Origin of the sequence: uncultured Brachybacterium sp. (assembly GCF_947500705.1) — a bacterium.
Lineage (GTDB): Bacteria > Actinomycetota > Actinomycetes > Actinomycetales > Dermabacteraceae > Brachybacterium.
On sequence record NZ_CANMSY010000004.1, the window covers coordinates 223,729 to 248,269 of the forward strand.

Below are 24,541 nucleotides of genomic sequence, written 5' to 3' on the forward strand. Positions count from 1 at the left end.
CGGAGTCAGCCGACCAGGTCCCAGCGAGGATCGTCGAAATGGGCTGCGCGGATCAGCTCGCCCCGCAACCGGACCCGCAACCGCAGGTGCGGGTTCGTCCCGATGCGGTTCGCATGCGCGACGTCTGCTGAGACTGCACCTGCGCGTTCGAGCAGCGGGAGAAGCGGACCGGGGACCCACCCCAAGTCGGCTCCTTCACGAGTGGTCACCAGACGAGCGCCGGGATCCACGGGGTTGCTCGGCTCCGGAACGATCAGGAGCTCGTCCCCGATGGACAGGCCATCGATCGCACGCTGTTCCTGGTCACTGCGATGCCGTACGCCGTGGACGAGGAACTCGAGCACCTCCCCGCCGCCCGGATGGGGTGTCGGCATCTGGATCAGCTCGATGGTGTCGCCCTGTCGACGCCCGCCGTTCCTCGCAAGGATCTCGAACGCGGTCGCCGTCTCGCCCAGTCCCAGCGTCTCGAGAATCCGAGCTCGATCCGGCCTGCGCCGCGAGATGACGCGCTGGGCGAAGAGCGGGAACAGGAACGGGGACTCGGCGACGACAGCGGCGTCGGGGAACCCCGGAAGCCGCGGGACAGCGGGGTCGCGCTCGACCTCGCTGAAGTATCGGAAGGTCCATCCGTCCCCGTGCTCCGAGAGCACGCCGAGGCGCACGTATCGACGGCTCTCGCGGTCCTGCCGGGTGACGAGGAAGCTGCGGGCGACGTCGAGAACAGGGCCCGTGCCGCCACGGACGAGCGTGGCCAGTGTGGTCATGGTGTCAGCAACCTCCTTCTGTTCTCTTCGAGCAGTCGACAGATGAATGTACGTCGTAGCTCCGACATTCCTGGCACGGCGTCGACGATCGCTCGTTCGTCTCCCGCACTGATCTGCACCAGTGCGTCGAGCCACGGGCCTCCCCAACGACTCATGGCGTCGAGCGCAAGGTCGGCCAGGTGAACATTCTTGCCGTTCTCGAACTTCCTGGCCATAGCACCGTAGGCGAAGTCTCGTGGATCCGTGCGATCAAGGAAGGAGTCCTCCCTCCCCGCTGCGAGTGCGGAACCGTGGTCGAAGCTTGCTGCCAGCCGAAGGACTGTGCCGTCGACCGTGAGTGCCCAGTTGTCTGCGTGTCGATCGGTGTTGCCGATCCAGGCATCGAGAACCAGGTACCCAGAGAACGTCTCGCGAGCACTCAGTGCGCCGCCCGAGACCGGCCCCTCCAATCCCTCGAGCACCCGGCCGATCGCGTCGAGGTGATGCCCTGTTCGGTTCCGAGCCTTCTCGGCATTCGGCACGTAGTGACGCCCCAACAGGCCGGAGAGGAAGACGTCCCCGCTCTGCATATCCTCGTCTGGCGACTTGACGCTTCGAGAGATGGCACCCGCAGCGCCATCCCTCCGGGCGAAGTGGATGTCTGCCGACGGCACGTCGATCGATGTCGCAAGCTGATGTGCGATCCACTCGGATTGCGCATCGAACCAGGTGAACAACCGGGATGAAGACTCAGCTCGTCCCGGGAGTTCATTGCGGCGCGACGGTTTGAACAGCCAACGCCTCTCCGGTGCGTCGTGCAGAACTGTCGGCTCGACCAGCCACTCTTTTTCCTGCTCGCCAAGCCACTCGTCATCTGCGCGCAACCAGCTGGAGACATCCAGCACCGGAGCTTCCATGGTCCGAGTCTAGGGAGAAGGCGGACGCGCGACGATTTCGGAGCCCGGTTCAGCCGACCACCGACTCCCGCTGCGGCGGCCGATCGCCTGCACGCGGCGCCCACCCCGCTCTAGGTGCGGCGACGCGGTCGACCCGCGAATCACGAACCGGGGCTCGAGCTGCACAAGGGAGGGCTCCGTTCACCCTCTGCTCCGCTGCAGAAGCCACCGGACGGCGTGGGCTCCGAGTGCTCGTCCGTCCTGCCGTTGCCGGCCCGGTCCCCGAGCACCTCACCCCGTCGTCGACTCCCGCTCCACCAGCGTCGGCGTGAAGCTCACATGCCGCGGGGAGGCCTCGGGAGTCGCGATCTCCTCCTCGAGCAGCGCCAGCGCGGTGCGGCCCATCAGATCGGCGGGCTGGGACACGGAGGTCAGCGGCACCACGGTGGAGCGGGCGAAGGCGATGTCGTCGTAGCCCACCAGGGCGATCTCCTCGGGCACCGCGACCTGGTGGCGGAAGGCGAAGGCCTGCAGCACGCCGACGGCGAGCAGGTCGTTGACGCAGAACACCGCGTCGGGACGCTCCGCGACGGAGCGGGCCACCACCTCTTCGCCGACGGTGCGACCGGCGAGCACGGTGAGGTCCTCGGCCTCGAGCACCTCGATCTCGATCCCTGCCGCCGCGGCAGCCCGTCTCGCTCCGCGCAGGCGGTCGGCGACCTGGCGGAGGTCCTGCCGGGCGGCGACCACCTCGATGCGTCGTCGTCCCAGCCCTGCCAGGTGCTGCACGGCGATCTCGCCCCCGGCGATGTCATCCACGCTCACCGAGGAGCCTCCGGTCCCAGGTTCGCCTTCGAGCAGCACCACGGGGGTGCCGCGGCCGCGGATCGCCTCGACCACCCCGGCGCTGCCACCGGTGGAGGCGAGCAGGATGCCGCGCACCCGCTGCTCCTCGAACAGGGAGAGGTACAGCCGCTCGCGCTGCTCCCGGTTGCCCGTGCTGCCGGTGATGACCATCAGCTGCGAGTCCTCGGCGGCGGCCTCGATCCCGCCCACCAGCTGGGCGTAGAACGGGTTCGCGGAGTCCAGGACGATCGCGCCGACGGTGCTGGAGCGTCCCAGCTTCAGCTGGCGGGCGGCATCATTGCGCACATAGCCGAGCTGGACGATCACGGCCTCGACCCGCTCCCGGCGGTCCGGGGAGACGATGTCGGGGCGGTTCAGCACATTGGAGACAGTGCCGACGGAGACCCCGGCCTCTCGCGCGACGTCCTTCATGCCCACGGTGCGGGCTGTGGCCATCACGCATGCTCCTCAGCTGGTCCGCTCGGCTCGGGCAGATCGCCGCGAGCCACTGCCCCAATTTTATCCTGACGTGCGCGAAGAGGCGGCGGATCGCCGCACCTGACCCCGCCGTCGGCCCAGATCACGAAAGCGACTCACCCTGCCCCGGACGTCGCTCCGCGCCCTATGCTCTGGCTCAGGGGACCCGCGCAGGGTGGTGGGGAGACTCGGGGCCTCCATCCGAGCAGGCGACGGCCTTGGGAGGTCACGATGAGCACCGATCCACGAGACAGCATCACCCCGGTAGGGCCGGACATCCCTGCCGACGGCCGCGCCGACGGACCCCCCGTCGTGCCTCCGCGCCACGGATCCGGCGTGCTCGCCCGCATCCTCACCGCCCTCTACGCCCTGGTGGTCACCCCGATCGCCACCGGGCTGCTGGCCTACGGTGGCAGCACACTGATGAACTACGCGATGTCCCGCGGCTACCTCGGTGCGTCGCTGGGCGAGCTGCTGGCCGGCCCCGCGGGAGTGCGGGTCATCGTCGGGGTCGGGCTGGGAGTCCTGCTGCTGGCGAGCATCGTGGCCACCGGGATCGTCAGCTCCGCGGGTCTGCTCGCCACCGGTGCGGTGGGGCTGCTCAGCGTCCTCATCGCCGCCATCCCGGCCCTGGCGCTGCAGGTCTACACGCTGCTCCCGCCGGAGATCCCCTTCGAGCTGCTCGACGGGATCTCCTACGGCCTCACCCTAGTGCTCCATCCGCTGATCGGCGGGCTCGGGCTGGCTCTGGTGATCGCGCGTCGCCGCCCCGCTCCGCATCTGGTCGCCTCCCTGCTCGGCCTGCTCCTCATACCGCTCTTGCTGCTGATCGCCGCCCTGATGCTCTTCCACGGTCATGCCGCCGGGGTGCGTGTGGCCGTGATGACGTTCAACACCGAGATCCACCTGTTGAACGTGGCCCTCGTGGTGCTCGGGGCATTGCTGCTGTTCGCCACCATGGCAGCCACCCGCTGGTCGCCCTACGCGCTGGTGATCCCTGCGATCGTCCTGCTGCTCGTGTCGGTCGGGATCTTCCTGTTCACCATCGAGCTGATCCCCCCGATGGTGTGGACGAGCCCGTCCGGCCAGGCCGCGATGTCGTTCCTGTTCGTCGGCGGCGGGTTCGCCGCGGCCGTGGTGATGCTGGTCCATACCGGTGTGCTCGCGACCGTACGAGCCCTGTCCCGGAGGCGGCTGCGCACCGCCGCCGGGATGCCCAGCTGAGCATTGCAGCTGAGCACCCGCGCCCAGGGGCTCACCCCGTCGGTGCGTGCACCAGCTCGGCCAGCGAGGTCCAGGTGTGCACCGCATCCTCACGCGCCCAGCTCACGCCGAGCTCGGTGAAGGGGCGGCCCGCAGCGAGGGCCGCGAGCAGGGTCGCCTCGATGGCCTCGACGACGGGGTGGGCCTGCTCCCCCTCCCCCTGCCAGTCGATGGCCGAGTCTGCGATCGGGAGCGGGTCGGGGACGGACTGGATCGCCTCGAGCACGGCGGAGAACGCGGAGGTGCTCTCGAGCGGGGAGAGCAGCTGGACCGAGCGGTCGCGCACGTGCGCGGCGAGGTTCTCCATCAGATCGGTGCGGGCGTGGACGAGCTCCTCGACCGAGCCGTCCGTGCTGGTGGCGGCGTCGATCGTGGTGCGGGCCGAGCGGTCGTCGGTGTACCAGAGCCGGTGCCGGCCTCCGGTGCCGATGATCTCGATCCAGGGGGCATGCTGCGTGGGGGCGGCGGTGGTCAGGGCGCAGACCACAGCGGGGCCGTCCCCGGCGGGGTCGATCCGCAGGAAGGTGGTGTCGTCGGCCTCGATGTCGTGGGCGCGGCGCAGCTCGGTGGTGATCGAGGAGATGTCCGCCGCCTGCTGGATCCCGGCGATGACCAGGCCGGCGTGCACGGCATGGGCGAGCGGATTGGTGGCCACGCCGTCGGCCACCCGGCGGCCGTTCAGGCGTCGTCTGCCCGCCCAGGCCGAGCGGTGGTAGTAGGCGCGGTCCCGCTGCCAGGCGCCGTGCACCCGGACCGCGGTGATCTCGCCGAGGCTCCCGTCGGCCACCTCTCCCGCGAGCAGATCGACCCCGGCCCCGCCGCGGGCCTGGAAACCGACCTGCACGCTGCGTCCGGCCGCCCGGGCGGCCTCGAGCAGCTGCCAGTGGTCGGCGAGGGAGGGCACCGGCGGCTTCTCGAGGTAGACGTCGAGCCCGGCGGCGAGCCCCTCGGTGGCCAGCGGCACATGGGTGTCGATCGGGGTGGCGATGGCGACGATCTCAGGACGGTCCTCGGCGGGGGCGGCCTCCAGCAGCGCGGCGAGCGAGCGGTGATGGATCCCCCTCAGCTCCTCCGGCGGCTCCGCCACGTCGACCACTCCGACCAGGCGGGCGATCCCCGCCTCCTCCAGGCGGGCGAGATTCCGCAGGTGGGCGGTGCCGTAGCCGCGGGTGCCGATCAGCGCGACGCGCACCGGCCCCGGGCCGGGAGCGCTCATGCCCGCCCCGCCACAGCGACGGGCGCCTCGCGACTCAGGTCGATGCCCAGTGCGGCGTCGACCTGGATCGGTGCGCCGGATTCGAGGGAGAGGTTGCCGCAGATGCCCACCGCGATCGCGCGGATCCCGTCGAAGTGATCGGAGGGGCGACCCAGCTCGTCCTGGACCGGGCCGACGAAGACATCGCTCAGCAGCAGCGCGTCGCCGCCGCCATGACCGCCGACGCCCTCGGGGATCTCCACCTCCCGGGCCGGCTCGAAGTGCCGCTGGACCACGAGGCGCTCGCCCCGCTCCCGCGCCCCGGCCTCCGCGCCGGTGACGGCGACAGCACTGGGGTCGAGGTGAGAGCGCCCGTCCTCACCCTGGGGCACCACCTCGGCCCGCTCGATGACCTCGAGCTCGACCCGACCGGCGGTGCCGTTGACCGCGACCCGGTACCCCTCCCACGGGCTGTGGGCGTTCAGGGCGTAGGTCAGCACGGCGCCGCGGCGGTAGTCCACCAGTGCGGTGAGGTTGTCCTCCGTGGTGATCCCGCCGGCGAACACGGACTGGTCCCTCCGGTAGCCATCGTGCTCCTCCGCGTCGAGGTAGAGCGCCTCGAGGCGCTCGTCGGAGCGGAGGTCCAGCTCGAAGGGATCGTGCGGGCCGTCGTGCGTGCCGCGCTCGGGCAGCGGGTCCCGGCCGCGGGCAGCCGCGGCGTCGGCGCCGTAGAAGCGCAGCCCGCCGCGGGCGTAGACCTGCGCGGGGGTGTCTGCGAGCCACCAGTTGACCAGGTCGAAGTGGTGGGCGGCCTTGTGCACGAACAGGCCGCCGCTGTTGGCCTTGTCGCGGTGCCAGCGCCGGAAGTAGTCCGCGCCGTGCTGGGTGTCCAGCACCCACTCGAAGACCACCGAGACCACCTCGCCGATCTCGCCCGAGGCGATGATCTGCTTCAGCGCGGTGTTGCGGGGGCTGTAGCGGTAGTTGAAGGTCACCACCACGGAGCGGCCGGTGCGGTCGATCGCCTCCTGGATGTCGCGGGCCGACGGCGCATCGATCGTCAGCGGCTTCTCGACCACCACGTCGGCTCCCGCCTCGAGGGCGCGGACCACGTGCTCGGCGTGCAGCCGGTCCACGCTGGTGACGATCACCCGGTCCACGGACTCCTCGGCGATGATCTGCTCGAGCTCGTCCGGCCCGCCGAGCCGCACCTGGGCGAAGGCGCCGTGGCGGCCCCGGTGGTACTCGCGGCGGCTGGGGTTCACGTCGATCAGGGCGACCAGCTCGGCGACGTCGGCGTGGGGACCGGCGATCGCATCGAGGTACATCTGGCTGCGGTGACCGGTGCCGATCACGGCATAGCGGGTGGTCATGTCTCTCCTGTGTGTGCGGACTGCGAAGGGGTGAGGGAGCGAGGCGTACCCGGTGCGGCCCGCGATCGTACGATTCCGAGCCGATTCCGAGCCGGAAGTGGCTCGGAATCGGACGATCGCACCCGACGGGGACGGGTGCTGCGGCGGCGAGGCAGAACGGGCAGCGGGGTCGGGGCTACTTGATCCCGGTGGTGGCGAAGCCCTTGACCAGGAAGCGCTGGCCGAACAGGAACACCAGGAATAGCGGGATCAGGGAGACCACCGACATCGCGAACATCGCGCCCCAGTCGGAGGAGCCCTGGGTGTCCAGGAACGACTTCAGCGCCAGCGGCACGGTGAAGTTGTCCGGGGTGGTGAGGTAGATGAGGGAGCCGAAGAAGTCGTTCCACATCCACATGAAGGTGAAGATGGTGGTGGTCGCGAGCGCCGGGAGCATCAGCGGCAGGATGATCTTGAAGAAGATCCGGAAGTGACCGCAGCCGTCGATGCGGGCCGCCTCATCCAGCTCCCTGGGGATGCCGCGGATGAACTGCACCATCAGGAAGATGAAGAACGCGTCGGTGGCCAGGAACTTCGGCAGGATCAGCGGCAGCATCGTGTTCACCCAGCCGGTCTGGGAGAACATGATGTATTGCGGCACGATCACCACGTGGATCGGCAGCATCAGGGTCATCAGCATGATCGCGAAAGCGATGTTGCGGCCCCAGAACTTCAGCCGCGCGAAGGCGTAGGCGGTCAGCGAGCAGGCCACCAGGTTGCCGATCACGCATCCCAGCACCAGCAGGGTGGAGTTCATCAGATAGTGCGAGAACGGCTGCGCGAGGGACTCCCAGCCCCGTGCGTAGTTCGACAGGTCGAAGCTCAGCGGGAACAGGCTGGGATTGCGGAAGATCTCCTCATTGGGCCGCAGGGAGGAGACCACCATCCACAGCAGCGGGTAGATCATCGCGATGCTCGCCACGATCATGATCGCGTGGCGGAGGATCCGGCGCCCCAGACGACGGGGCCGGGGCTTGGGGACCACTCGGGCGGGGGCCTCGGCCGCGGGGCCCGAGGGGCCCGCGGCGGGACGGCTCTGCAGATCAGTCATCGTAGAACACCCAGAACTTGGAGACGAAGAAGTTGATGGCGGTGAAGATCGCGACGATGATCAGCAGCAGCCAGGCCATCGCGGAGGCGTACCCCATGTCGAACTGGGTGAAGCCCTTGATGTACAGGTACAGCGTGTAGAACATCGTCGAATCCGAGGGACCGCCGGTGCCGCCGGAGACCACGAACGCCTGCGTGAACGACTGGAAGGCGTTGATGACCTGCAGCACCACGTTGAAGAAGATGATCGGCGTGAGCAGCGGGATGGTGATGCGGAAGAACTGCGCGAGCTTCGAGGCGCCGTCCACGGACGCCGCTTCGTAGTACATCTCGGGAATCTGCCGCAGTCCCGCCAGGAAGATGATCATCGGGGACCCGAAGGTCCACACGTGCAGCAGGATGATCGTGCCCAGCGCCGTATCCGGGTTGGAGACCCAGCCGGGCAGGTTCTCGAAGCCGAGCATCCCGCCGACCTGGTTGATCAGTCCGTTGGCACCGAACATCTGGCGCCACAGGATCGCGATCGCGACCGAGCCGCCCAGCAGCGAGGGCAGATAGAACACCGAGCGGTAGAAGGCCAGGCCCTTGATGCCCTGGTTCAGCGCCACTGCCAGCAGCAGCGCGGCGATCAGCTGCAGCGGCGTGCCCACGAACACGTAGATGAAGGTGACCAGCAGCGAGTTGTGCAGGCGGGTATCGCCGATCATCTCCTTGATGTTGTCCAGCCCGACGAACTCGGGCGGGGCCAGCAGGCTGTAATCGGTGAACGCGAGTACGAACGACGCGATCATCGGGATCAGGGTGATCCCGAGGAAGCCCAGCAGCCACGGCAGCATGAACACCACTGCCTGCTTGTTGTCGGGATGCTTCTCCTTCGGTCCGCCCTTCTTTCGTGACGAGACGATGGAGGCGAGTTCTCCCACGGCGCTCATAGGCGTCTTCCCTTCGTGGTCGGGGCACCGCTGAGGCCGACGGGGTTCTCCCCGGCCGGCCGCGGCGGTGCGATGGAGGTGATCAGGCCAGTGCGGCGTCGAGCTCGTCGAGCAGTCGCTGGCCGGCCTCTGCCGGGGTGATGGTGCCGAAGAGCATGTCCTCGCCGGCGCGGGTCAGGATGTCCTCGAACTGGCCGCCGCCCTGAGGGGTGATCTCGGGGGCGCTGCCCAGTTCGCTCTCGATCGCCTCGAGGAAGTCGACGGCCTTGGTGTTGGCCTCGTCGAGGTCGGGGACGATCGCCTCGCGCACGGTCAGGTTGCCGGGTACGCCGCGCTCGACCGAGAGGATCTTCCCGGCATCGGGCGAGTTGACCAGGTAGTCGACGAAGGCGACGGCGGCCTCGGGGTTCGCCGCGTTCGCGGAGACGGCCCAGTACATCGACGCCTTGTACCAGAGGTGTGCGTCGGCGGCGGAGCCCGTCATCGACGGCGGGCGCAGCACGAGCACGCCCTCGGGCACGAGACCGTCATGGGCGACGACCTGGTTGGACCAGGCCACCGTCATGGCGACCTTCCCGGTCGCGAAGAACGACTGGTCCATGGACTTCGCGGCATCCTCGACGGAGAGGCTCGCGTCGGGGCAGGCACCCGAGTCCTGGAGCTTCTTGGTCCACTCGAACCAGGCGGTGCCGGTGGCGGCGTCGAACCCGGCGCCGCCGTCCTTGTACTGGTCCTGGCCGGCCTGGCGCACGTAGACCTGGAACAGGCCCTGCACGGTGCCCATCTGGGTCATGCCCCAGGTGCCGTCCGGGGTGCTCTCCGAGATCTGCACCGCGGTGTCGACCAGGTCGTCCCAGGTCCAGGTGGAGTCGTCGGGGATCTCGACGCCTGCCTCCTCGAACACGACGGGGTTGATCAGGAAGGCGAAGGCGTTCAGGCCGGCGTTGATCGCTGCGAGGCCCACCTCGGGCAGCTCTCCCACCTCGACCGAGCCCGGCGCGAAGTCCGCGGTGTCCAGGCCGGCACCGGCGAGGTCGAGCAGGGCGCCGCGCTGGCCGTACTCGGCGAGGTACTTCTCGTCCATCTGGACGACGTCGGGGAAGTCGCCGCCGGCGGTCTGGGTGGCGAGCTTGTCCCAGTAGCCGCTCCATTCGCCGGGCTCGAGGCTGAGGGTGACGTCCGGGGCGACCTCCTCGTAGGCGGCTGCGACGTCCTGGGTGTTCTGGTCGCGGGTGGGGTTGCCCCACCAGGCGACGCGGAGGGAGGCGCTGCCATCCCCGCCACCTCCTCCTCCTTCACCACCACCTCCACCGGAGGCGTTGGGGCCGCAGGCGGCGAGGCCTGCCAGACCGGGGACGGCGAGACCAAGGGCAAGGGCTGTGCGTCGGGTGAACATCGGTTCTCCTGTCATCGTCGCCTGCTGCGGCGGACGGCGGGCCGGCGGACCATCGTGGTCCTCCGAGAGGGTTGTGCCTGGGCGGGAACTCCATCGTCCTGCCCAGTGCGCTGCGGGTCGGGCTCTCATCCGTCCTGCGCCGCATCAGGGTGCAAGGTGCTGTCCGTGCGGACCGACCGGGATCATGCCCGGATGGCACCCATAGGAAAGCGCTTGACGAGAGGGTTTGTCAAGCCCCTTCGTCCCGTCCGGCTCCGCGACATGCCAACGTTGCACTCCAGGGCGGCTTCCTGTCGTGGACCAGCACGATCGCCACCCTTGCACTCGCTGTGCGCCAGCGTTAGTGTGCCACTATAACTAAGTCTGAAACGACTCAGCAAGGGCTCACCGCGGGGATGACCCCGCCTCCACCACCCCGAAGGATCGATGATGATCTCGCGCCGCCGCACCCTGTCCCTGCTCGCCGCCGCCGGCTCCGTGCCGGCCCTGTCCGCCCTCGCCGGCTGCGGACCCAACGCCTCCCCCGGAGGGTCCGAGGAAGGTGGCGGGGCGCTGCGCGTCTACTGGTGGGGCGGGGATCTGCGCAACGGCATGACCCGCGAGGCGCTCGATCTGTTCACCGCCGAGCACGCCGACATCGCCGTCTCCCCCGAGTACAGCGAGTGGACCGGCTACTGGGACAAGCTCGCCACCCAGTTCGCCGGCGGCGATGCCCCTGACGTGCTCCAGATGGACGAGGCGTACATCGATTCCTACGGCGCCCGCTCCTCGCTGCTGGACCTCGAGACGGTCTCCGATGTGCTGGACCTCAGCGCGATGGACGATGCCGTGCTGGACACCGGCCGCCTGGCCGACGGCACCCTCGTGGGCGCGCCGCTGGGCGTCGGAATCTTCTCTGTCGGCGTGAACCCGACGATCCTCGAGCAGGCCGGTCTCGCGATGCCGGACGACACCACCTGGACCTGGGAGGACTTCGCCGAGCTCTGCACCGCGGTCAGCGACTGGGCCTCGAGCGCTGGCGAGGACGTGGTGGGCTTCGACTTCTTCGGCACCAGTGCCGCAGAGCTCGGCGCGTGGGCGCGGCAGAGCGGCGAGCAGCTGTTCCCCCGCGAGGACGAGACGCTGATCAGCAAGGACACGATCCTCGCCTACCTCGAGTACGCCCTCGCGCTGGTGGAGAGCGGCGCGGTGGTAGGCCCCTCGGAGCAGATCGAGGACTTCGCCGCCGGAGTGGAGCAGGGCCGGTTCGGGAACAACCGCTCGGCGTTCCACTTCCAGTTCCATACCCAGGTGCAGACCTTCCAGGCGGCCTCCGGCTCACCGCTGCGGCTGCTGCGACTGCCCGCCCGCACCAGCGGTGACCCGCAGATGGTCAACAAGGCCTCGATGTACTGGTCGATCGCGGCCACCGCCGCCGATCCCCAGTCCGCTGCGACGCTGGTGAACTTCCTGCTGCGCGATCCCGAGGCGGCGAAGATCCTCAAGATCGAGCGGGGCGTGACCGCCTTCCCCGAGCTGCAGGACGAGATCGAGACCGTGCTCGACGAGAACGAGATGATCTCCCTCGACTTCGCGCGGCAGATGCAGTCCGAGGTGGTGCGTCCACCGCTGGTCACCCCCGCCTCAGGCGTCGGCTTCGGCGACGAGCTCTCCCGCCTCGGGGAGGAGTCCCTGTTCGGCAACCGGCCGCCGGCCGACGTCGCCGAGGAGCTCCTCACGATCCTCGAGGGCATGCAGCCCGCGCAGTGACCCTGCATGTCCCCTCCGCCGCCCCCACCGCTGCCACCTCTGTCACCTGGAGCGACCCGTGATCCCGTCCCGCCGCACCGCCCTGACCGCCCTGCCCCTCGCCGCCCTCGTCGGCACCACCCTCGCCGCCTGCGGTCCCAATGCGTCCGGCGGAGGCGGCGGGGACGGCGACGAGTCCTCGCTGCGCTTCTCCTGGTGGGGGAACCCTGAACGGGCCGCGACCACACAGCAGGTGATCGATCTCTTCCTCGAGAAGAATCCCGAGCTGACGGTGAGCGCGGAGCCCGGAGACATCTCCGGCTACTTCGACAAGCTCGCCACCGCGGTCGCCGCGGGTGACGAGCCCGATGTGATGGTGATGGGCGGCGCCTATCCCGCCGAGTACGCCGCCCGCTCAGTGCTGCTGGACCTGGGCACCGTCGAGGACACCCTGGACCTGTCGGTGATGGACGAGAACGCCCGCACCAACGGACAGGTCGACGGCACCCAGATCGCGGTGACCACCGGGATCAACGCCCCCGGCATGATCGTGAACCCGGCGGTGCTGGCCGAGGCCGGGGTGGAGATGCCCGACCCGGAGACCTGGACCTGGGACGACTACTCGGCTGCGGCGATCGCGGTCAGCGAGGCGAGCGGGGAGGGCATCTACGGCTCCGGATCGGTGTTCACCCATGACTCGATCGACCTGTGGGCGCGTCAGCACGGCCAGATCCTCTACACCGAGGACGGGGAGATCGGGGTGGACGTCGACACGGTCAGCTCCTTCTTCGAGTACTCGAAGATGCTCGTGGACACTGGCGCCTCCCCCGGGGCGGAGGAGCTGGTGGAGCTCACCGACGTCGGCCCCGAGCAGACCCTCATGGGGCAGGGCCGGGCCGCGTTCATGCTCACCTGGTCCAGCTCGCTGACCGCGCTGTCCGAGGCCGCCGGGACCGAGCTCGAGATCGTGAAGATCCCCGGGGAGTCCGTCGAGACCGGGGCCTGGCTGCAGTCCTCGCAGTTCTACACGGTCTCCGCCCGCACCTCTGCCCCCGAGGCCGCCGCGGCGTTCGTGAACTTCCTGGTCACCGACCCGGAGGCGGGGAAGCTGATCCTCACCGACCGGGGCGTGCCGGCCGTCGAGTCGGTGCGGCAGGCGATCCTGCCCGAGCTCTCGGAGACCGCCCGGCGCGAGGTCGAGTACATCTCGGAGCTCGGCGAGATGGAGCTCAAGCAAACCTGGATCGGACCGGCCGGCTCGACCGCCGTCGCGGAGATCACCCCGCGGCACCAGAACATCGTCCTGTTCGGCAGCGCCACCGCGCAGGAGGCCGCCGAGGCCTGGCACACCGAGGCCGTGGCGGCCGTCGCCGGATGACGGGCCCCGTCCCGATCGATCGCCGTGCCCTCGTCAGCCGGCATGATCCGCGGCTGACCTCTGCGCAGGACGCCGTGCTCTCGGTGGGCAACGGCAGCTTCGCGGTGGGAGTGGACCGCACCGGGACGCAGACCTTCGCCGGGCCCGGCAGCGAGGAGACCCGGATCGGGGTGCTCGCCGAATGGGGCTGGCACACGATGCGCACCGCTCCTCCGGAGCCCTGGGAGTCGCTGCTGCGTCCCTACGATTCCGCGCGCGGGCCGGCGCTTCACATGGACCTTCCCGGCGGCATGGAGGATCTGAGCCCCAGCGCGGCCTGGTTCCGGGAGAACCCGCACAAGGCGTCCCTGCTGCGCTTCGCGCTGGTGGATCCCGGCACCGGGCGCTCTCCCTCGGCCGAGGAGATCACGGGCGCCGTCCAGCACCTCGAGCTGTGGAGCGGGACGCTCCGTTCGCGCTTCCGGTACCGGGGGCAGGAGTGCGAGGTGGTCACCGTCGCCGATCCCGAGCACGCCGCGCTCGCGCTGCGCCTCGACGCCCCGGGGCTCGAGCTCGCCCTGGACTTCCCCTACGGGAGCACGGACTGGGACCGCGCAGCGCGCTGGGACCGGCCCGCAGCGCACAGCACCCGCTGCGACGGCGCGGTGATCCGGCGCCGGATGGACGATCTCGCCTACGACGTGCACGTCCACGGTGCACAGGCGGAGCCGACGGCCCTGCACACCGCACGCCTGCACTCCCGCTCGAGCGGCTCTCTCGAGGTGGTCCTCGAGCTGGTGCCCCGCGAGGTGCCGGCCCTGTCGCTGCCTTCGGGAGGAGCAGCCCTCGCCGGGGCAGCCTCCCCGGCAGCCGATGCCGGGACGGTCCTGTCCGGGGACCTCGTGCGCGAGCGCTCGGCCCGCTTCTGGACCGAGCACTGGCAGGGCGCCGGTGTGCTCGATCTGAGTCGTGCCGACGACCCCCGCGCGCACGAGCTCGAGCGCCGTGCCGTGCTCTCCCTCTATCTGCAGCGGGTCCACGCCGCCGGAGTGCTGCCGCCTGCGGAGACCGGGCTGCTCGCAAACTCCTGGCGCGGGAAGTTCCATCTCGAGATGCACTGGTGGCATGCCGCGCACTTCGCGCTGTGGGGCGATGCCGCGTCCCTGCGTCGCGGGCTCGCCTTCTACAGCGCCACCCTGCCCCTCGCGCGAGAGACCGCCCGACGGCAGGGCTGCCGGGGCGCTCGCTGGCCCAAGCAGATCGGACCCGATCTGCGCGAGGCTCCGAGCGACATCGGCCCCTTCCTGCTCTGGCAGCAACCCCACCCGATCCACCTTGCCGAGCTGCTGCGCCGCGCGGACCCCGCAGCAGCCAGCGATCCGGCGCTGATCGAGGTGGTCGAGGCCAGCGCCCTGTGCCTGGTGGACCTGCTGCGTCCCGACGGTGCGCATCTCGGACTCGGACCGCCGCTGGTCGGGGCACAGGAGCGGCACGTCGCGGAGCGGCACCGGCTGCAGGACCCTGCCTTCGAGCTGGCCTATGTCGCCTGGGCGCTGCGGATCGCCGACGCCTGGCGGACCCGGCGCGGCGCCCGGGACGCCGGGGAGCTCACGGCGATCGCCCGACGGATCCGCTCACCGCTGACCACCGAGGGGTCGCTGCGGACCTTCCGTGCGGGCCCCGCGATGGAGCGCTCCGATCACCCCTCCCACCTGCTCGCCTACGGGATGGTCCCGCCCACCGGCACGATCCCGGCGCCCGCCGCTGAGGAGGCGCTCGAGGACGCGCTGCGCGACTGGGACTGGGAGTCCACCTGGGGCTGGGACTACCCGGCGCTCGCGATGACCGCCGCGCGGCTGGAGCGCCCCGAGACTGCGGTGGATGCCCTGCTGCTGGACACCGTGAAGAACCGCTGTGACGGCGCCGGGCACTTCCCGCAGCGGCCTGGCCTGCCCGCCTACCTGCCTGCGAACGGCGGCACGCTCATCGCGCTGGCGCTGATGACTGCCGGCTGGGATGGCGGGCCCCGCACCCCGGGCCTGCCTGCGGCCTGGGACGCCCGCTGGGAGGGGATCCTGCCGCTGCCGGGACCGCTGGATACGGTCTGAGCCCGGCAGGCACGAGCCACCGCGTGATGCACGCTGTTCAACTGCTCGCCATCGACGATCGCTACGGTGCGCAGAACAGCACCGCACGAGCGAGGAGACGGCCGTGGACTTCACCGCATGGGCCCTCGCCCTGATGGAGCTGCTCGGAGGGCCCGGCACCGCCCTGGTGATCGCTGCCGAGGCGCTGTTCCCGCCGATCCCCGGAGAGGTCCTGCTGCCCTTCGCAGGGGTCGCCGCAGCGGCCGACGGCCAGCACGTGCTGGTCCCGCTGGCCTGGACCACGCTCGGTTCGGTGGTGGGAGGGCTCGGGGTCTACGCCGTCGGCCGCATCCTGGGGCTGCGCCGCACCAGAGCGGTGGCGCGCCGCCTGCCGCTGCTCGAGGAGCGCGACGTCGACGCGGCGATGCGCTTCTTCGACCGCTGGGGCTTCCCGGCGGTGGCGATCGCCCGTTTCGTGCCGATGGTGCGCACCGTCATCTCGATCCCGGCCGGGATCGAGCGGATGCCGGTGTGGCTTTTCGCCCTGGCCACGGGGCTGGGCTCCGGGGTGTGGAATGCACTGTTCGTGGTCACGGGATACACCTTCGGACAGGCCGGCGGCGAGGCGCTCGAGGGGTTCGTGCGCCTCTATTCCGGGATCGTGGCGGTGCTCGGGGTGATCGCCGTGATCGTTGTCGTCGTGCGGAGGGTGCGGGCCGGACGGGAGCGCCCCGCACCACCTACGCTCGAGGAATGACCAGCCAGCCCTCCTCCGGATTCGAGCACGGCGCCCCCGGCGCCGGCAGCCCCGAGCCCGCGGCAGAGACCGCCGCAGTCGCGGGTGCCGGCCCTGCGGCGGGTGCCAGCCCCGCGGTGGGCGCCGGCCCTGCGGTGGGCGCCGGCCCCGCCGACGTCGGCCCCGCCGCGGACGTCGGCCGCTGGTTCGCCACCGCCACCCGCCGCTCCCTGGACGGCCCCGGTCCCACCCGCGGCGGGCCCAGGCTGCCGGCCTGGGGCCCGATGCACGGCGCGCAGTACGGTCGCCGCAGCCCCGCCGAGGAGGTCGATTCCGCCCTCGCTCTGCTGGCGGGGAAGCCGGTCGCGGTGCTCACCGGCGCGGGGATGTCCACCGGATCCGGCCTGCCGGACTACCGCGGCCGCGATGCGGTGCCCCGCTCCCCGATGACCTACCAGGAGTTCATGGGCCACGACCTGGCCCGTCGGCGCTATTGGGCGCGCTCCACGGTGGGGTGGGAGCAGTTCCGCACCGCCCGCCCGGGCGCCTCGCACCGGCTGCTCTCGGCGCTGGACCCCGCAGCCTTTCCGATCACCGCGGTGATCACCCAGAACGTGGACGGCCTGCATGCGGCCGCGGGCTCCGATCCGGTGATCGACCTGCACGGGAGGCTGGACCGGGTGCGCTGCCAGCAGTGCGATGCGCTCTCCTCCCGCACCGCCCTGCATCTGCGGATGCTGTCGATGAATCCCGAGCTCGCCGCACGCCTGGACCAGCTCGCGGCCGACGCCGCCCAGGCTCCCGACGGCGACGCGGAGGTGGATCGCACCAGCAGGTTCCGCTACCCGCCGTGCCCGCTGTGCGGCGGGATCCTCAAGCCCGATGTGGTGTTCTTCGGGGAGTCCGCGCGCCGCGAGGTGGTGGCCGCCGCCTTCGCATCGCTCGAGGCCGCCCAAGCGCTGCTGGTGCTCGGCTCGAGCCTCACGGTGCAGTCCGGGCTGCGGTTCGTGAGGGCCGCCGGCCGCCAGGGCAAACCCGTGGTGATCCTCAACGACGGCCCTACCCGCGCCGATCCGGATGCGACGCTGCGCCTGCACGGACGGCTCGAGGAGGTCCTCGAGCGCTGGGTGGCCCGGGCCTGAGCAGCCCGGACCTGGACTGCACCGCCCGGACCCGCCTGCGCTGCGGGGCTCAGCCCTGCGCGGCTCGGGACTGCGGGGCTCAGCCCTGCGCGCCCACCAGCATCGTCGCCAGTGCGTGCAGCTCCGCGGAGTCGACGCTGCGGAATTCCAGCACGGGATCCTCAGTGCCCGGATCCAGCGCCTCCATCACGAGCACCTCGTCCCCGGTGGTGTACACGCTGGCCTGTCGCACTCCGCCGTCGGCCGTGGTGACGAGGGTGAACACGGTCAGCGCGCGGGTGGCGGCGAGGCGCGGCGCGAGCGGGCTCGCGGCCAGCTGGGAGGCACGTACCTGCGTGAGCTCCCCGTGACCGGCCGCCACTCCGCTGGGGTCCGCGAAGGCCAGCAACCGGGCGTTGACCTGCGAAGGGATCAGCGGCGTGAAGCGGTGGATGCCGAGCGCTGTGACCTCCTCCTCGAGCACCCCGCCCTCGTGCACGTAGTAGTGCAGGCGGTGCACCTCGGGGCCCTGCGGGCTCTGCACCGTGCGCTCCGCGGTGGTGAACACGGAGGCGGTGCGGCGCAGCACCAGGCACCCGGCGAGCTCCCGATCGGCGCTCCACTGCTGGCCGCCGCCCGGTGCGGCGACTGCGCTCACCTGTCCGGCGGCGATCAGCGCCCGCAGCCCTACCCCGGCTGCGAAGCGTCGCTGATCAGGGTGCTCATCGAGCCAGGGGGTCGCTGCGAACTGAGGTCTCGCGTGACCATCGAGCGCCGCGAGCTGCTCATCGGTGAGGGCGACCAGCAGCTCCGGCTCACCCTCGGCGGCACGGGCCAGCACCTCAGCGGCGGCGGTGACGTCTCCCGCGGTGTACGCCACCGGCGCCTGCGGGTCGCTCGAGCCGAGTCCGGCCGGGAGATCCGGGACCGCCCCGGGCGTCGACGGGTCCGCGCCGGCGGGCGCAGCCGGCACAGCTGGCGCAGCCGGCGAGGGTGGCCCCTCAGCTGCGTCTGCGCGCGAAGAGCGGTGCGGGGCTGCGGAGGACTGACTCATCCCTCGACACTATCGGCCTGCCCTTCCCGCTGCGCTGCTGTCCTGCTGCACCCGGCCCCGCCGTCCTCCCCCACCTCTTCTGTCCCGCCCCTCCCCGCCCTTCCCCTCCCAGCTGTCGCCTGCCAGGCCGCGAAGCGACAGTGCGAAGGGGAGGACAATGGACGGGCACCGCCATCCCGCGCGAAGGAGACGATCGCCGATGACCGCTCAGCCGCCCCTGCTCGACCTCAACGCCGATCTCGGAGAGGGCTTCGGGGACTGGTCGATGGGTGAGGACGAGGCGATGCTCGACGTCGTGACCACGGCCAACATCGCGTGCGGAGGGCATGCCGGGGATCCCCGCACGATGCGCGCGGCCGTGCGGGCATGCCGCGAGCGGGGCGTTGTGCTCACCGCGCACGTCGCCTATCCGGATCTGCAGGGCTTCGGCCGACGGTTCCTCGACATCACCCCAGCTGACCTCACCGATCAGCTGATCGTGCAGGTGGGCGCACTGCAGGCGATGGCTCACGCGGAGGGGACCGCGGTGCAGGGGATCAAGCCGCACGGTGCTCTGTACACCGCGATCGCGTCTCATGAGAGCCAGGCGGCGGCGGTGGTGCGGGCGCTGGTCGAGCTCGGCGGCGAGCTTCCGCTGGTCGCCGCTCCGGGGGCCGTGGTGGTGGAGCTGGCACTGGAGGCCGGGATCGAGGTGGTGCTCGAGGGTTTCGCTGATCGTGCGTATCTGGCCGACGGCACCCTCACCCCGCGCAGCCGCCCCGGCGCGGTGCTCACCGACCCGGCGGCGGTGGCCGCGCAGGCACGCTCGATCGCGATCGAGCGCGGGGTGCGCACCGCGGAGGGGAGCTGGGTGGAGCTGCCGGTCCGCACGCTCTGCCTGCATGGGGACACCCCCGGGGCGGTCGCACTCGCACGGGCTGTGCGCTCCCGTCTGGAGACGGCGGGCGTGCGGCTCGAGGCGGCGCTATGACGACGGACGCCTCGTCGGCCCCGGGCGCAGAACGACTGGATCCGCCGCTGACAACGCACCGGACCGGAGAGACCGCGCTGCTGGCCGAGTACCCGGATACCGCCGCCGTGCTCGCTGCGGCGGCCGCGGTCGAGCTGCTCGCCCCGCCCCACCTGGTGGACCTGGTCCCGGCCGAGCGCACCCTGCTGCTGGTGGGGACCGCCGCCCGGGATCTCCCCGCCCTCACCTCCCTCCTCGGCGAGCTCTCCGTGCCCGAGGCGCGGGAGGGGACCGTTGCGGAGGTCCAGCTCGGGATCCTCTACGACGGCGAGGATCTCGACCACGTCGCCGCACTGCTCGGAATGAGCGCTCAGGCGCTGACCGACTTGCACTCCGCGACCCGTTGGACGGCAGCTTTCGGCGGCTTCGCACCCGGCTTCGCCTACCTGGTCCCCGACCTCGAGAGCCACTCCGCACTCGGCTCTCCCCGGCAGGCTCCCCACTGGGACGTTCCCCGCTGGGACGTTCCCCGCCGTGCCGAGCCGCGCACCGCCGTGCCGGCCGGGTCGGTGGGTCTCGCCTCGCGCTACTGCGGCGTCTATCCGCGGTCCTCCCCCGGTGGCTGGCAGCTGATCGGGCGCAGCGATGCCAGGCTGTTCGATGAGCACCGGCACCCTCCGGCGCTGCTGGTCCCCGGCACCCGGGTCCGGTTCGTCCCGCAGCGGGCGACGGGGCGGGCCGCGGCCACCGCGCTCGTCCGCTCCGTCAGGTCACGAGCCACCGCAGCTTCGCCCCGCTCCGCGTTCCGCCCCGCTCTCGAGGTGCTCTCCTCCGGCCCGCTGACCCTGATCCAGGACGCAGGACGACCCGGCCTCGCAGCGATCGGGGTGAGCAGCTCAGGCGCTTTCGACCAGGGGGCGCGGATCCGCGCGAACCTTGCGGTCGGCAATCCGTCGCGAGCTGCGGTGCTCGAGACGCTGATCGGGCCCCTGACGCTGCGGGCGGAGGCGCACACCGTCGTCGCGATCTCCGGGGCGTCGGCACCCTGGGAGGTGCATCGTGCCGACGACCCGGGGCGCACGCCGAGAGCATCGACCTCCGCCGAGGGCGAGCGGCCGATCGCGCTGGATCCCGGGGACCTGCTCACCGTGGGGCCTGCGGCTGAGGGGCTGCGGATCGTCCTGGCCGTGCGCGGTGGGATCCGTGCCGAGGGTGGAGAAGTGCTCGGATCGATGTCCCGTGACACCCTCTCCGACCTGGGCCCGACGCCGCTGACGGCAGGGGACCGGGTGCAGGTCGGCGACGAGCAGGGGCTCGACGCGGTCCAGGCCGTCGTCCCGCGCGAGGAGCCACCCAGGGACCTCGATGTGTCGCAGCAGGAATTCGACATCGTCGTGCAGCCCGGACCTCGCGACGGGCTCCTCGGCCCGTCGGCCCTCTCCCAGCTGCTCTCCACCACCTGGACCGTCCGGCCGGAGTCGGACCGGGTCGGGGTCCGGCTGGCCGGGCCGGCCCTGCCCGTCCTGTCGGGCATCGATTCTCTGCCCAGCGAACCGATGGTGCCCGGTGCGATTCAGGTCCCTCCCGCGGGGCTGCCCGTGGTGTTCGGCCCGGACCATCCCACCACCGGTGGGTATCCGGTGATCGCGGTGGTCACGCGCGCAGGTCTGGACCGGTTGGCTCAGGCGGCGCCGGGGGCGAGGGTGCGGCTCCTCGCGGCCCGGTGACGCTCGCGGATCAGCCCCGCAGCGTCCGCGCAGCAGAATCACCACAGCAGGGTCGACGCCGCAGGGTCCACGCCGCAGGGTCGACGCCGCTGGGTCGACGCCGCTGGGTCGACGCCGCTGGGTCGACGCCGCTGAGTCTTCGCCGCACTGCCCGTCAGCGGGCGAAGCCGTTGATCCTGGACCGTGCCTCGTCGCGGTTCGCCCCGACCCCGCGCTCGGGAAGCGCCACCTGTGCCAGCTGCTCGGCGTGCGGGACCTGCTGTGCGACCAGCCCCTGCTGCAGCGTGGCGATCAGCTCCTCAGGCCGGCCGCGGTAGGCGAAGGCCCAGAGCTTGCCGCCTCGCACCGTATCCGCCGAGGTGTCGAAACCGTGGGCCACCACACTGCTGCGGGACCGAGCCTGCGCGGGCAGCGGCCCGTCGAAGACCAGGCCGCGCCGGGACTGCGGGAGGTAGAACAGGGTCGAGCCGTAGGACCGGCCGGTCACCGCGGACAGCCGTCCGACATTGCTCACGCAGGTCATGCCCCTCGGCTCGAGGGCCCGGTAGGGGATCACGTACGGGCTCATCCCGGGGAAGAAGCGGCCGACGATCAGTCCCGCCTCGCACAGCACCAGACGGACGTCGCAGAGCAGCCACCACACCACCACCAGCAGCACCAGCGGGATCGAGGCGCCCCACACCTTGGTGCCGATACCGAGGTTCTGGTTCACCGCCGTCGCGCCGACGATGATCACGATCATCGCGACGAAGAGCAGGTGGAACCAGAGCGGGAAGGCCTGCCGGTAGGTGCGCACGAGGCGACCGAAGCCCTGGCGCCGGGCGAGGCGCGACGCCTTGCCCACGGCTCAGCCCTCTTCGGGGGCGAGGAACCAGGCCGCGAGCCCGAGGAGCTCCTCGCGGTCGACCGCCTTGAGCGACACCTCCGGGGCGTCGCTGTCGATGTCGTCGATCTGCTGCACCAGCACCTCCTCGGTGGTCGCGTACACGGTCAGCTGCTTGACGGCCTCGGACCGCGTGTCCAGCGAGGAGACGATGGTGATCGCGCGGGCGTCGGCGAGGCGCGCGGCGTAGGCGCCGCCTTCCTGCAGGTCCTCGTCGGTGACCGTCTCCGGCTCGGAGGAGGTGGAGGCCACCTCGTCCTGATCGATCAGCCGCAGCATCCGTTCAGGCAGCATCTCCGGCTGCGCCGCTCGGAAGATGTGCATGCCGGAGGGCGTGACCTCTTCCTCGAGGACACCCTCGGGGTGGACGTAGAAGTAGATCCGGTGGGTCTGCGGGCCGATCGCGGAGCGCACCTGCCGCTCGGCGGAACCGATCAGGTCAGCGGTGCGGCGCAGGACGATGCAGCCGTTGATCCCCGGGTCCACCAGCCAGCGGCGCTCACCGCTGTCCTGGTCCTGCCCCATCGTCACCATGCCGGAGGCCATCAGGCTGCGCAGTCCGACGGCGGCGATGACCGCACGCGAGTCCGTGCGGTCCTCCGCCCAGGGCAGCGCCGTGGGCTGGCTGCGCAGGTGCCCTTCGACCCCGAGCAGCTGCTCATCGCTGAGGATGGCGATCTCGGTGGGAGCCTCCGCATCGTGCGACCGCTTCAGCACAGCCAGCGCGCTGGCGGCGTCGTAGCGGGTGTACTCGATCGGTCCGTCGGCCGATTCCGAGCGGCCCACCCCGTAGGGGAACTCTTCGGGGGCGTCGTTCCCAGGCAGGGAGTCGGTCATGTCGTGTCCTTACGGCGATGGAGCTCGATGAGTGAGGGACGCAGCCCCTCCAGGATGCCAGAACGGGCTGGATCGCCGGAGCGGGCTGGGTGCCGGAGCGGGCTGGGTGCCGGAGCGTGCGTCAGAAGATCGACTTCAGCGAGCCGATGGGATCGTCGACGAAGTTCTCCACCCCTTCGGCCACGTCACCCACGACGTCCTTGGTCGCGTCCCACGCCTCGCCCGCCTTCTCGGTGATGGTGTCCCAGTTCTCGACGATCGCCTTGCCGGCATCGATCCCGAGCGAGATGCCGCCTGCGACCAGGCCGGCACCGGCGACGATCGGGGCGAACGGTCCCGCGAGCGGGGCGGCGAGGAGGAGCCCACCGCTGAGGACGCTCAGCCCGCCGGCGGCCACGTCCCAGCCGTCCTCCGCGGTGACGATCTGATGGATGCCCACCCCGATGTCGAGACCCGGGAGCAGCTTGCCGAGCACCTTGCCCGCGCCCTTGACGACCCCGGAGTCCAGGATCCCCTCAGCGACGTCGGCGATCCGGTTCCAGCCCTTGCCGTTGACGAAGTCCATGATCTTCTGAGCGGGCCCGCGGGTCTTGTCCACCAGCTCGTCGATGAACTTGCCGTTCAGCATCTCCTTGAGACCCTCGTAGCCTGCCTTGCCGAGCTTCTGCAGATCGTTGAAGAACTTGAAGGCGTCGATCCCCTTCATGACCTTCCGGGCGCCGCTGATCAGGTCCTTGACGTCACCGGTGATGTTCTTGAAGAAGTCGCCGATCGAGTCGAGGAAGCCGCCGTCCCGGGGGTCGGAGACCTCATCCTGCTGCTCGGCATGGTCCTCGAGGTCCACGTGCCGGCGCTCGATGCCCTCCGAGGCGTCCGAGAACTGCGAGCTGACCCCGATCCAGCGGTCGCGGAAGGACTCGGCATCCGTGCCGGTCCAGATCTCCTCGCGCATCACGGCCGAGTGCAGGGTCTCGCGAAGTTCGCCGAGACGTCGGCTTCGCTGCTCGAACACACCCGCGATATCGCGCAGCGCATCGGTGTCGGCGCCGTAGAACCCTGCCATGACTTTCCCCCAATATCTGCACGGCCCCTGCAGGACCATCCCTCTCGATGCCCCGAGCGTAGAGCGAGCCGCGATGCATCGCCATGGGGAGGAGTACCCATGCGTCCCGGAGTCCGGTCTCCCTCCTGCAGTCCGGCACCGCCGCGCCCGCCGGTGCCGACGCGCGCACCGGAACCACCTGGACTACCGGTCCGACCGGTCCCACCGTGATGACACGATGGCCCCATGCCTCGCCTGCTCCCTGATCCCGCATACTTCGCCTCACTGCCCAAGGTGATCAGCTCCGGGGCGGTGATCCTGCGCGACGAGCACGGGCATCTGGTGGTGGAGAAGCCGAACTATCGCGACCACTGGCTGCTGCCCGGCGGTGGGGTCGACGCCGGCGAGGACGCCCGGCAGTGCGCCCGGCGCGAGGTGCATGAGGAGCTCGGCATCGAGGTCGAGGTGGGGCGGATGCTCACGGCCGACTGGCTGCCCTCGAGCGCCGTACGCAGCTCTCCGATGGGGGTGCATTTCCTCTTCGACGCCGGCGTGATCCCCCGCGCCCAGCTCGAGGCGACGGTGGTGCCCCAGGCCTCCGAGCTCGACGACTGGGCCCTGATCGACGAGTCCGAGATCGATCGGCTCGGGCCCTGGGGGGCGGCCCGTGCCCGTCGGGCCCTGGCGGTGCTGCGGGGCGAGCTCGAGGTCGATCTGGTGTCCCACCGCCTCACCTGACGCTCGCGCCGCCCGTCCGAACTGTGGGCACGGACGAAACGCAACACATCTGAGACCTCGGGCTTTTTCTCA

The 24,541-nt window shown here is 70.8% G+C and carries 21 protein-coding genes; 9 read left to right on the plus strand and 12 right to left on the minus strand.

Annotated elements, in window-relative coordinates; genetic code table 11:
• Nucleotides 1–5 precede the first annotated feature (5 nt).
• The 3 genes from Q0937_RS09735 to Q0937_RS09745 all read right to left on the minus strand — a co-directional run bounded on the left by Q0937_RS09735 (nt 6) and on the right by Q0937_RS09745 (nt 2,941).
• Nucleotides 6–764 carry a hypothetical protein gene (locus Q0937_RS09735; RefSeq protein ID WP_299303043.1) on the minus strand — a complete coding sequence of 253 codons (759 nt, stop codon included), beginning with the start codon at nt 762–764 and terminating at the stop codon, nt 6–8.
• Entirely contained in the window at nt 761–1,660 is a 900-nt protein-coding gene (locus Q0937_RS09740; RefSeq protein WP_299303045.1) for a HipA domain-containing protein, read from the minus strand. The genes Q0937_RS09735 and Q0937_RS09740 overlap by 4 nt, the downstream gene beginning before the upstream one ends.
• Nucleotides 1,661–1,930: 270 nt before the next feature.
• Nucleotides 1,931–2,941, minus strand: a complete 1,011-nt coding sequence (locus tag Q0937_RS09745; protein ID WP_299303046.1) for a LacI family DNA-binding transcriptional regulator — start codon at nt 2,939–2,941, stop codon at nt 1,931–1,933.
• A 252-nt stretch (nt 2,942–3,193) separates the two neighbouring features.
• Here Q0937_RS09745 and Q0937_RS09750 point away from each other — a divergent pair, with 252 nt between their 5' ends.
• A complete protein-coding gene (locus tag Q0937_RS09750) occupies nt 3,194–4,186 on the plus strand; it encodes a hypothetical protein (RefSeq protein ID WP_299303048.1) in 993 nt (330 codons plus the stop codon).
• Nucleotides 4,187–4,217: 31 nt separating this feature from the next.
• Here the strand turns inward: Q0937_RS09750 and Q0937_RS09755 are convergent, their stop codons facing one another.
• From Q0937_RS09755 to Q0937_RS09775, 5 genes are all read right to left on the minus strand, one after another.
• On the minus strand, nt 4,218–5,441 hold the full coding sequence (locus Q0937_RS09755; RefSeq protein ID WP_299303050.1) for a Gfo/Idh/MocA family protein: 1,224 nt from the start codon (nt 5,439–5,441) through the stop codon (nt 4,218–4,220).
• Nucleotides 5,438–6,793, minus strand: coding sequence for a Gfo/Idh/MocA family protein (locus Q0937_RS09760; protein ID WP_299303052.1), 1,356 nt, complete (start codon nt 6,791–6,793; stop codon nt 5,438–5,440). Before Q0937_RS09760 ends, Q0937_RS09755 begins: the two co-directional genes overlap by 4 nt.
• A 175-nt stretch (nt 6,794–6,968) precedes the next feature.
• Nucleotides 6,969–7,883: a carbohydrate ABC transporter permease gene (locus Q0937_RS09765; protein ID WP_299303054.1), complete on the minus strand. Its 915-nt coding sequence runs from the start codon at nt 7,881–7,883 to the stop codon at nt 6,969–6,971.
• The gene (locus tag Q0937_RS09770; protein WP_299303056.1) at nt 7,876–8,814 is read right to left on the minus strand and encodes a carbohydrate ABC transporter permease; all 939 of its coding nucleotides are present in this window, start codon (nt 8,812–8,814) and stop codon (nt 7,876–7,878) included. Before Q0937_RS09770 ends, Q0937_RS09765 begins: the two co-directional genes overlap by 8 nt.
• Nucleotides 8,815–8,896: 82 nt before the next feature.
• Nucleotides 8,897–10,210: an ABC transporter substrate-binding protein gene (locus Q0937_RS09775; protein WP_299303058.1), complete on the minus strand. Its 1,314-nt coding sequence runs from the start codon at nt 10,208–10,210 to the stop codon at nt 8,897–8,899.
• Between the two features lie 426 nt (nt 10,211–10,636).
• Between Q0937_RS09775 and Q0937_RS09780 the strand changes: the two genes are divergently transcribed.
• From Q0937_RS09780 to Q0937_RS09800, 5 genes are all read left to right on the plus strand, one after another.
• The gene (locus Q0937_RS09780) at nt 10,637–11,959 is read left to right on the plus strand and encodes an ABC transporter substrate-binding protein (protein ID WP_299303060.1); all 1,323 of its coding nucleotides are present in this window, start codon (nt 10,637–10,639) and stop codon (nt 11,957–11,959) included.
• 58 nt (nt 11,960–12,017) lie between these two features.
• Nucleotides 12,018–13,316 carry an ABC transporter substrate-binding protein gene (locus Q0937_RS09785; RefSeq protein ID WP_299303062.1) on the plus strand — a complete coding sequence of 433 codons (1,299 nt, stop codon included), beginning with the start codon at nt 12,018–12,020 and terminating at the stop codon, nt 13,314–13,316.
• Nucleotides 13,313–15,403, plus strand: coding sequence for a hypothetical protein (locus Q0937_RS09790; protein ID WP_299303064.1), 2,091 nt, complete (start codon nt 13,313–13,315; stop codon nt 15,401–15,403). Before Q0937_RS09785 ends, Q0937_RS09790 begins: the two co-directional genes overlap by 4 nt.
• A gap of 103 nt (nt 15,404–15,506) precedes the next feature.
• The gene (locus Q0937_RS09795; protein WP_299303066.1) at nt 15,507–16,139 is read left to right on the plus strand and encodes a DedA family protein; all 633 of its coding nucleotides are present in this window, start codon (nt 15,507–15,509) and stop codon (nt 16,137–16,139) included.
• Nucleotides 16,136–17,260 (plus strand): NAD-dependent protein deacetylase, encoded by a 1,125-nt coding sequence (locus Q0937_RS09800; protein WP_299303067.1) that lies wholly within the window; start codon nt 16,136–16,138, stop codon nt 17,258–17,260. Before Q0937_RS09795 ends, Q0937_RS09800 begins: the two co-directional genes overlap by 4 nt.
• Before the next feature lie 79 nt (nt 17,261–17,339).
• Here the strand turns inward: Q0937_RS09800 and Q0937_RS09805 are convergent, their stop codons facing one another.
• Complete coding sequence (locus Q0937_RS09805; protein WP_299303069.1) at nt 17,340–18,293, minus strand: hypothetical protein; 954 nt, start codon at nt 18,291–18,293, stop codon at nt 17,340–17,342.
• A 199-nt stretch (nt 18,294–18,492) separates the two neighbouring features.
• Here Q0937_RS09805 and Q0937_RS09810 point away from each other — a divergent pair, with 199 nt between their 5' ends.
• A complete protein-coding gene (locus tag Q0937_RS09810) occupies nt 18,493–19,263 on the plus strand; it encodes a LamB/YcsF family protein (protein WP_299303071.1) in 771 nt (256 codons plus the stop codon).
• Nucleotides 19,260–20,969 (plus strand): carboxyltransferase domain-containing protein, encoded by a 1,710-nt coding sequence (locus tag Q0937_RS09815; protein WP_299303073.1) that lies wholly within the window; start codon nt 19,260–19,262, stop codon nt 20,967–20,969. The genes Q0937_RS09810 and Q0937_RS09815 overlap by 4 nt, the downstream gene beginning before the upstream one ends.
• Nucleotides 20,970–21,123: 154 nt before the next feature.
• On the opposite strand, the gene Q0937_RS09820 is transcribed toward Q0937_RS09815, so the two are convergent.
• The 3 genes from Q0937_RS09820 to Q0937_RS09830 all read right to left on the minus strand — a co-directional run bounded on the left by Q0937_RS09820 (nt 21,124) and on the right by Q0937_RS09830 (nt 23,752).
• Nucleotides 21,124–21,813 carry a hypothetical protein gene (locus tag Q0937_RS09820; RefSeq protein ID WP_299303075.1) on the minus strand — a complete coding sequence of 230 codons (690 nt, stop codon included), beginning with the start codon at nt 21,811–21,813 and terminating at the stop codon, nt 21,124–21,126.
• A gap of 3 nt (nt 21,814–21,816) precedes the next feature.
• Nucleotides 21,817–22,689: a hypothetical protein gene (locus Q0937_RS09825; protein ID WP_299303077.1), complete on the minus strand. Its 873-nt coding sequence runs from the start codon at nt 22,687–22,689 to the stop codon at nt 21,817–21,819.
• 121 nt (nt 22,690–22,810) lie between these two features.
• Nucleotides 22,811–23,752 carry a WXG100 family type VII secretion target gene (locus Q0937_RS09830; protein WP_299303079.1) on the minus strand — a complete coding sequence of 314 codons (942 nt, stop codon included), beginning with the start codon at nt 23,750–23,752 and terminating at the stop codon, nt 22,811–22,813.
• Nucleotides 23,753–23,977: 225 nt separating this feature from the next.
• On the opposite strand from Q0937_RS09830, the gene Q0937_RS09835 reads away from it, so the two are divergent.
• Nucleotides 23,978–24,469, plus strand: a complete 492-nt coding sequence (locus Q0937_RS09835) for an NUDIX hydrolase (protein ID WP_299303081.1) — start codon at nt 23,978–23,980, stop codon at nt 24,467–24,469.
• The last annotated feature ends 72 nt before the right edge of the window (nt 24,470–24,541 follow it).

Bases quoted from the DNA above. Each gene is read 5' to 3' on its own strand.
- Q0937_RS09735 (WP_299303043.1), bottom strand. From the start codon at position 764: ATGACCACACTGGCCACGCTCGTCCGTGGCGGCACGGGCCCTGTTCTC.
- Q0937_RS09740 (WP_299303045.1), bottom strand. From the start codon at position 1,660: ATGGAAGCTCCGGTGCTGGATGTCTCCAGCTGGTTGCGCGCAGATGAC.
- Q0937_RS09745 (WP_299303046.1), bottom strand. From the start codon at position 2,941: ATGGCCACAGCCCGCACCGTGGGCATGAAGGACGTCGCGCGAGAGGCC.
- Q0937_RS09750 (WP_299303048.1), top strand. From the start codon at position 3,194: ATGAGCACCGATCCACGAGACAGCATCACCCCGGTAGGGCCGGACATC.
- Q0937_RS09755 (WP_299303050.1), bottom strand. From the start codon at position 5,441: ATGAGCGCTCCCGGCCCGGGGCCGGTGCGCGTCGCGCTGATCGGCACC.
- Q0937_RS09760 (WP_299303052.1), bottom strand. From the start codon at position 6,793: ATGACCACCCGCTATGCCGTGATCGGCACCGGTCACCGCAGCCAGATG.
- Q0937_RS09765 (WP_299303054.1), bottom strand. From the start codon at position 7,883: ATGACTGATCTGCAGAGCCGTCCCGCCGCGGGCCCCTCGGGCCCCGCG.
- Q0937_RS09770 (WP_299303056.1), bottom strand. From the start codon at position 8,814: ATGAGCGCCGTGGGAGAACTCGCCTCCATCGTCTCGTCACGAAAGAAG.
- Q0937_RS09775 (WP_299303058.1), bottom strand. From the start codon at position 10,210: ATGTTCACCCGACGCACAGCCCTTGCCCTTGGTCTCGCCGTCCCCGGT.
- Q0937_RS09780 (WP_299303060.1), top strand. From the start codon at position 10,637: ATGATGATCTCGCGCCGCCGCACCCTGTCCCTGCTCGCCGCCGCCGGC.
- Q0937_RS09790 (WP_299303064.1), top strand. From the start codon at position 13,313: ATGACGGGCCCCGTCCCGATCGATCGCCGTGCCCTCGTCAGCCGGCAT.
- Q0937_RS09800 (WP_299303067.1), top strand. From the start codon at position 16,136: ATGACCAGCCAGCCCTCCTCCGGATTCGAGCACGGCGCCCCCGGCGCC.
- Q0937_RS09805 (WP_299303069.1), bottom strand. From the start codon at position 18,293: ATGAGTCAGTCCTCCGCAGCCCCGCACCGCTCTTCGCGCGCAGACGCA.
- Q0937_RS09810 (WP_299303071.1), top strand. From the start codon at position 18,493: ATGACCGCTCAGCCGCCCCTGCTCGACCTCAACGCCGATCTCGGAGAG.
- Q0937_RS09815 (WP_299303073.1), top strand. From the start codon at position 19,260: ATGACGACGGACGCCTCGTCGGCCCCGGGCGCAGAACGACTGGATCCG.
- Q0937_RS09825 (WP_299303077.1), bottom strand. From the start codon at position 22,689: ATGACCGACTCCCTGCCTGGGAACGACGCCCCCGAAGAGTTCCCCTAC.
- Q0937_RS09830 (WP_299303079.1), bottom strand. From the start codon at position 23,752: ATGGCAGGGTTCTACGGCGCCGACACCGATGCGCTGCGCGATATCGCG.
- Q0937_RS09835 (WP_299303081.1), top strand. From the start codon at position 23,978: ATGCCTCGCCTGCTCCCTGATCCCGCATACTTCGCCTCACTGCCCAAG.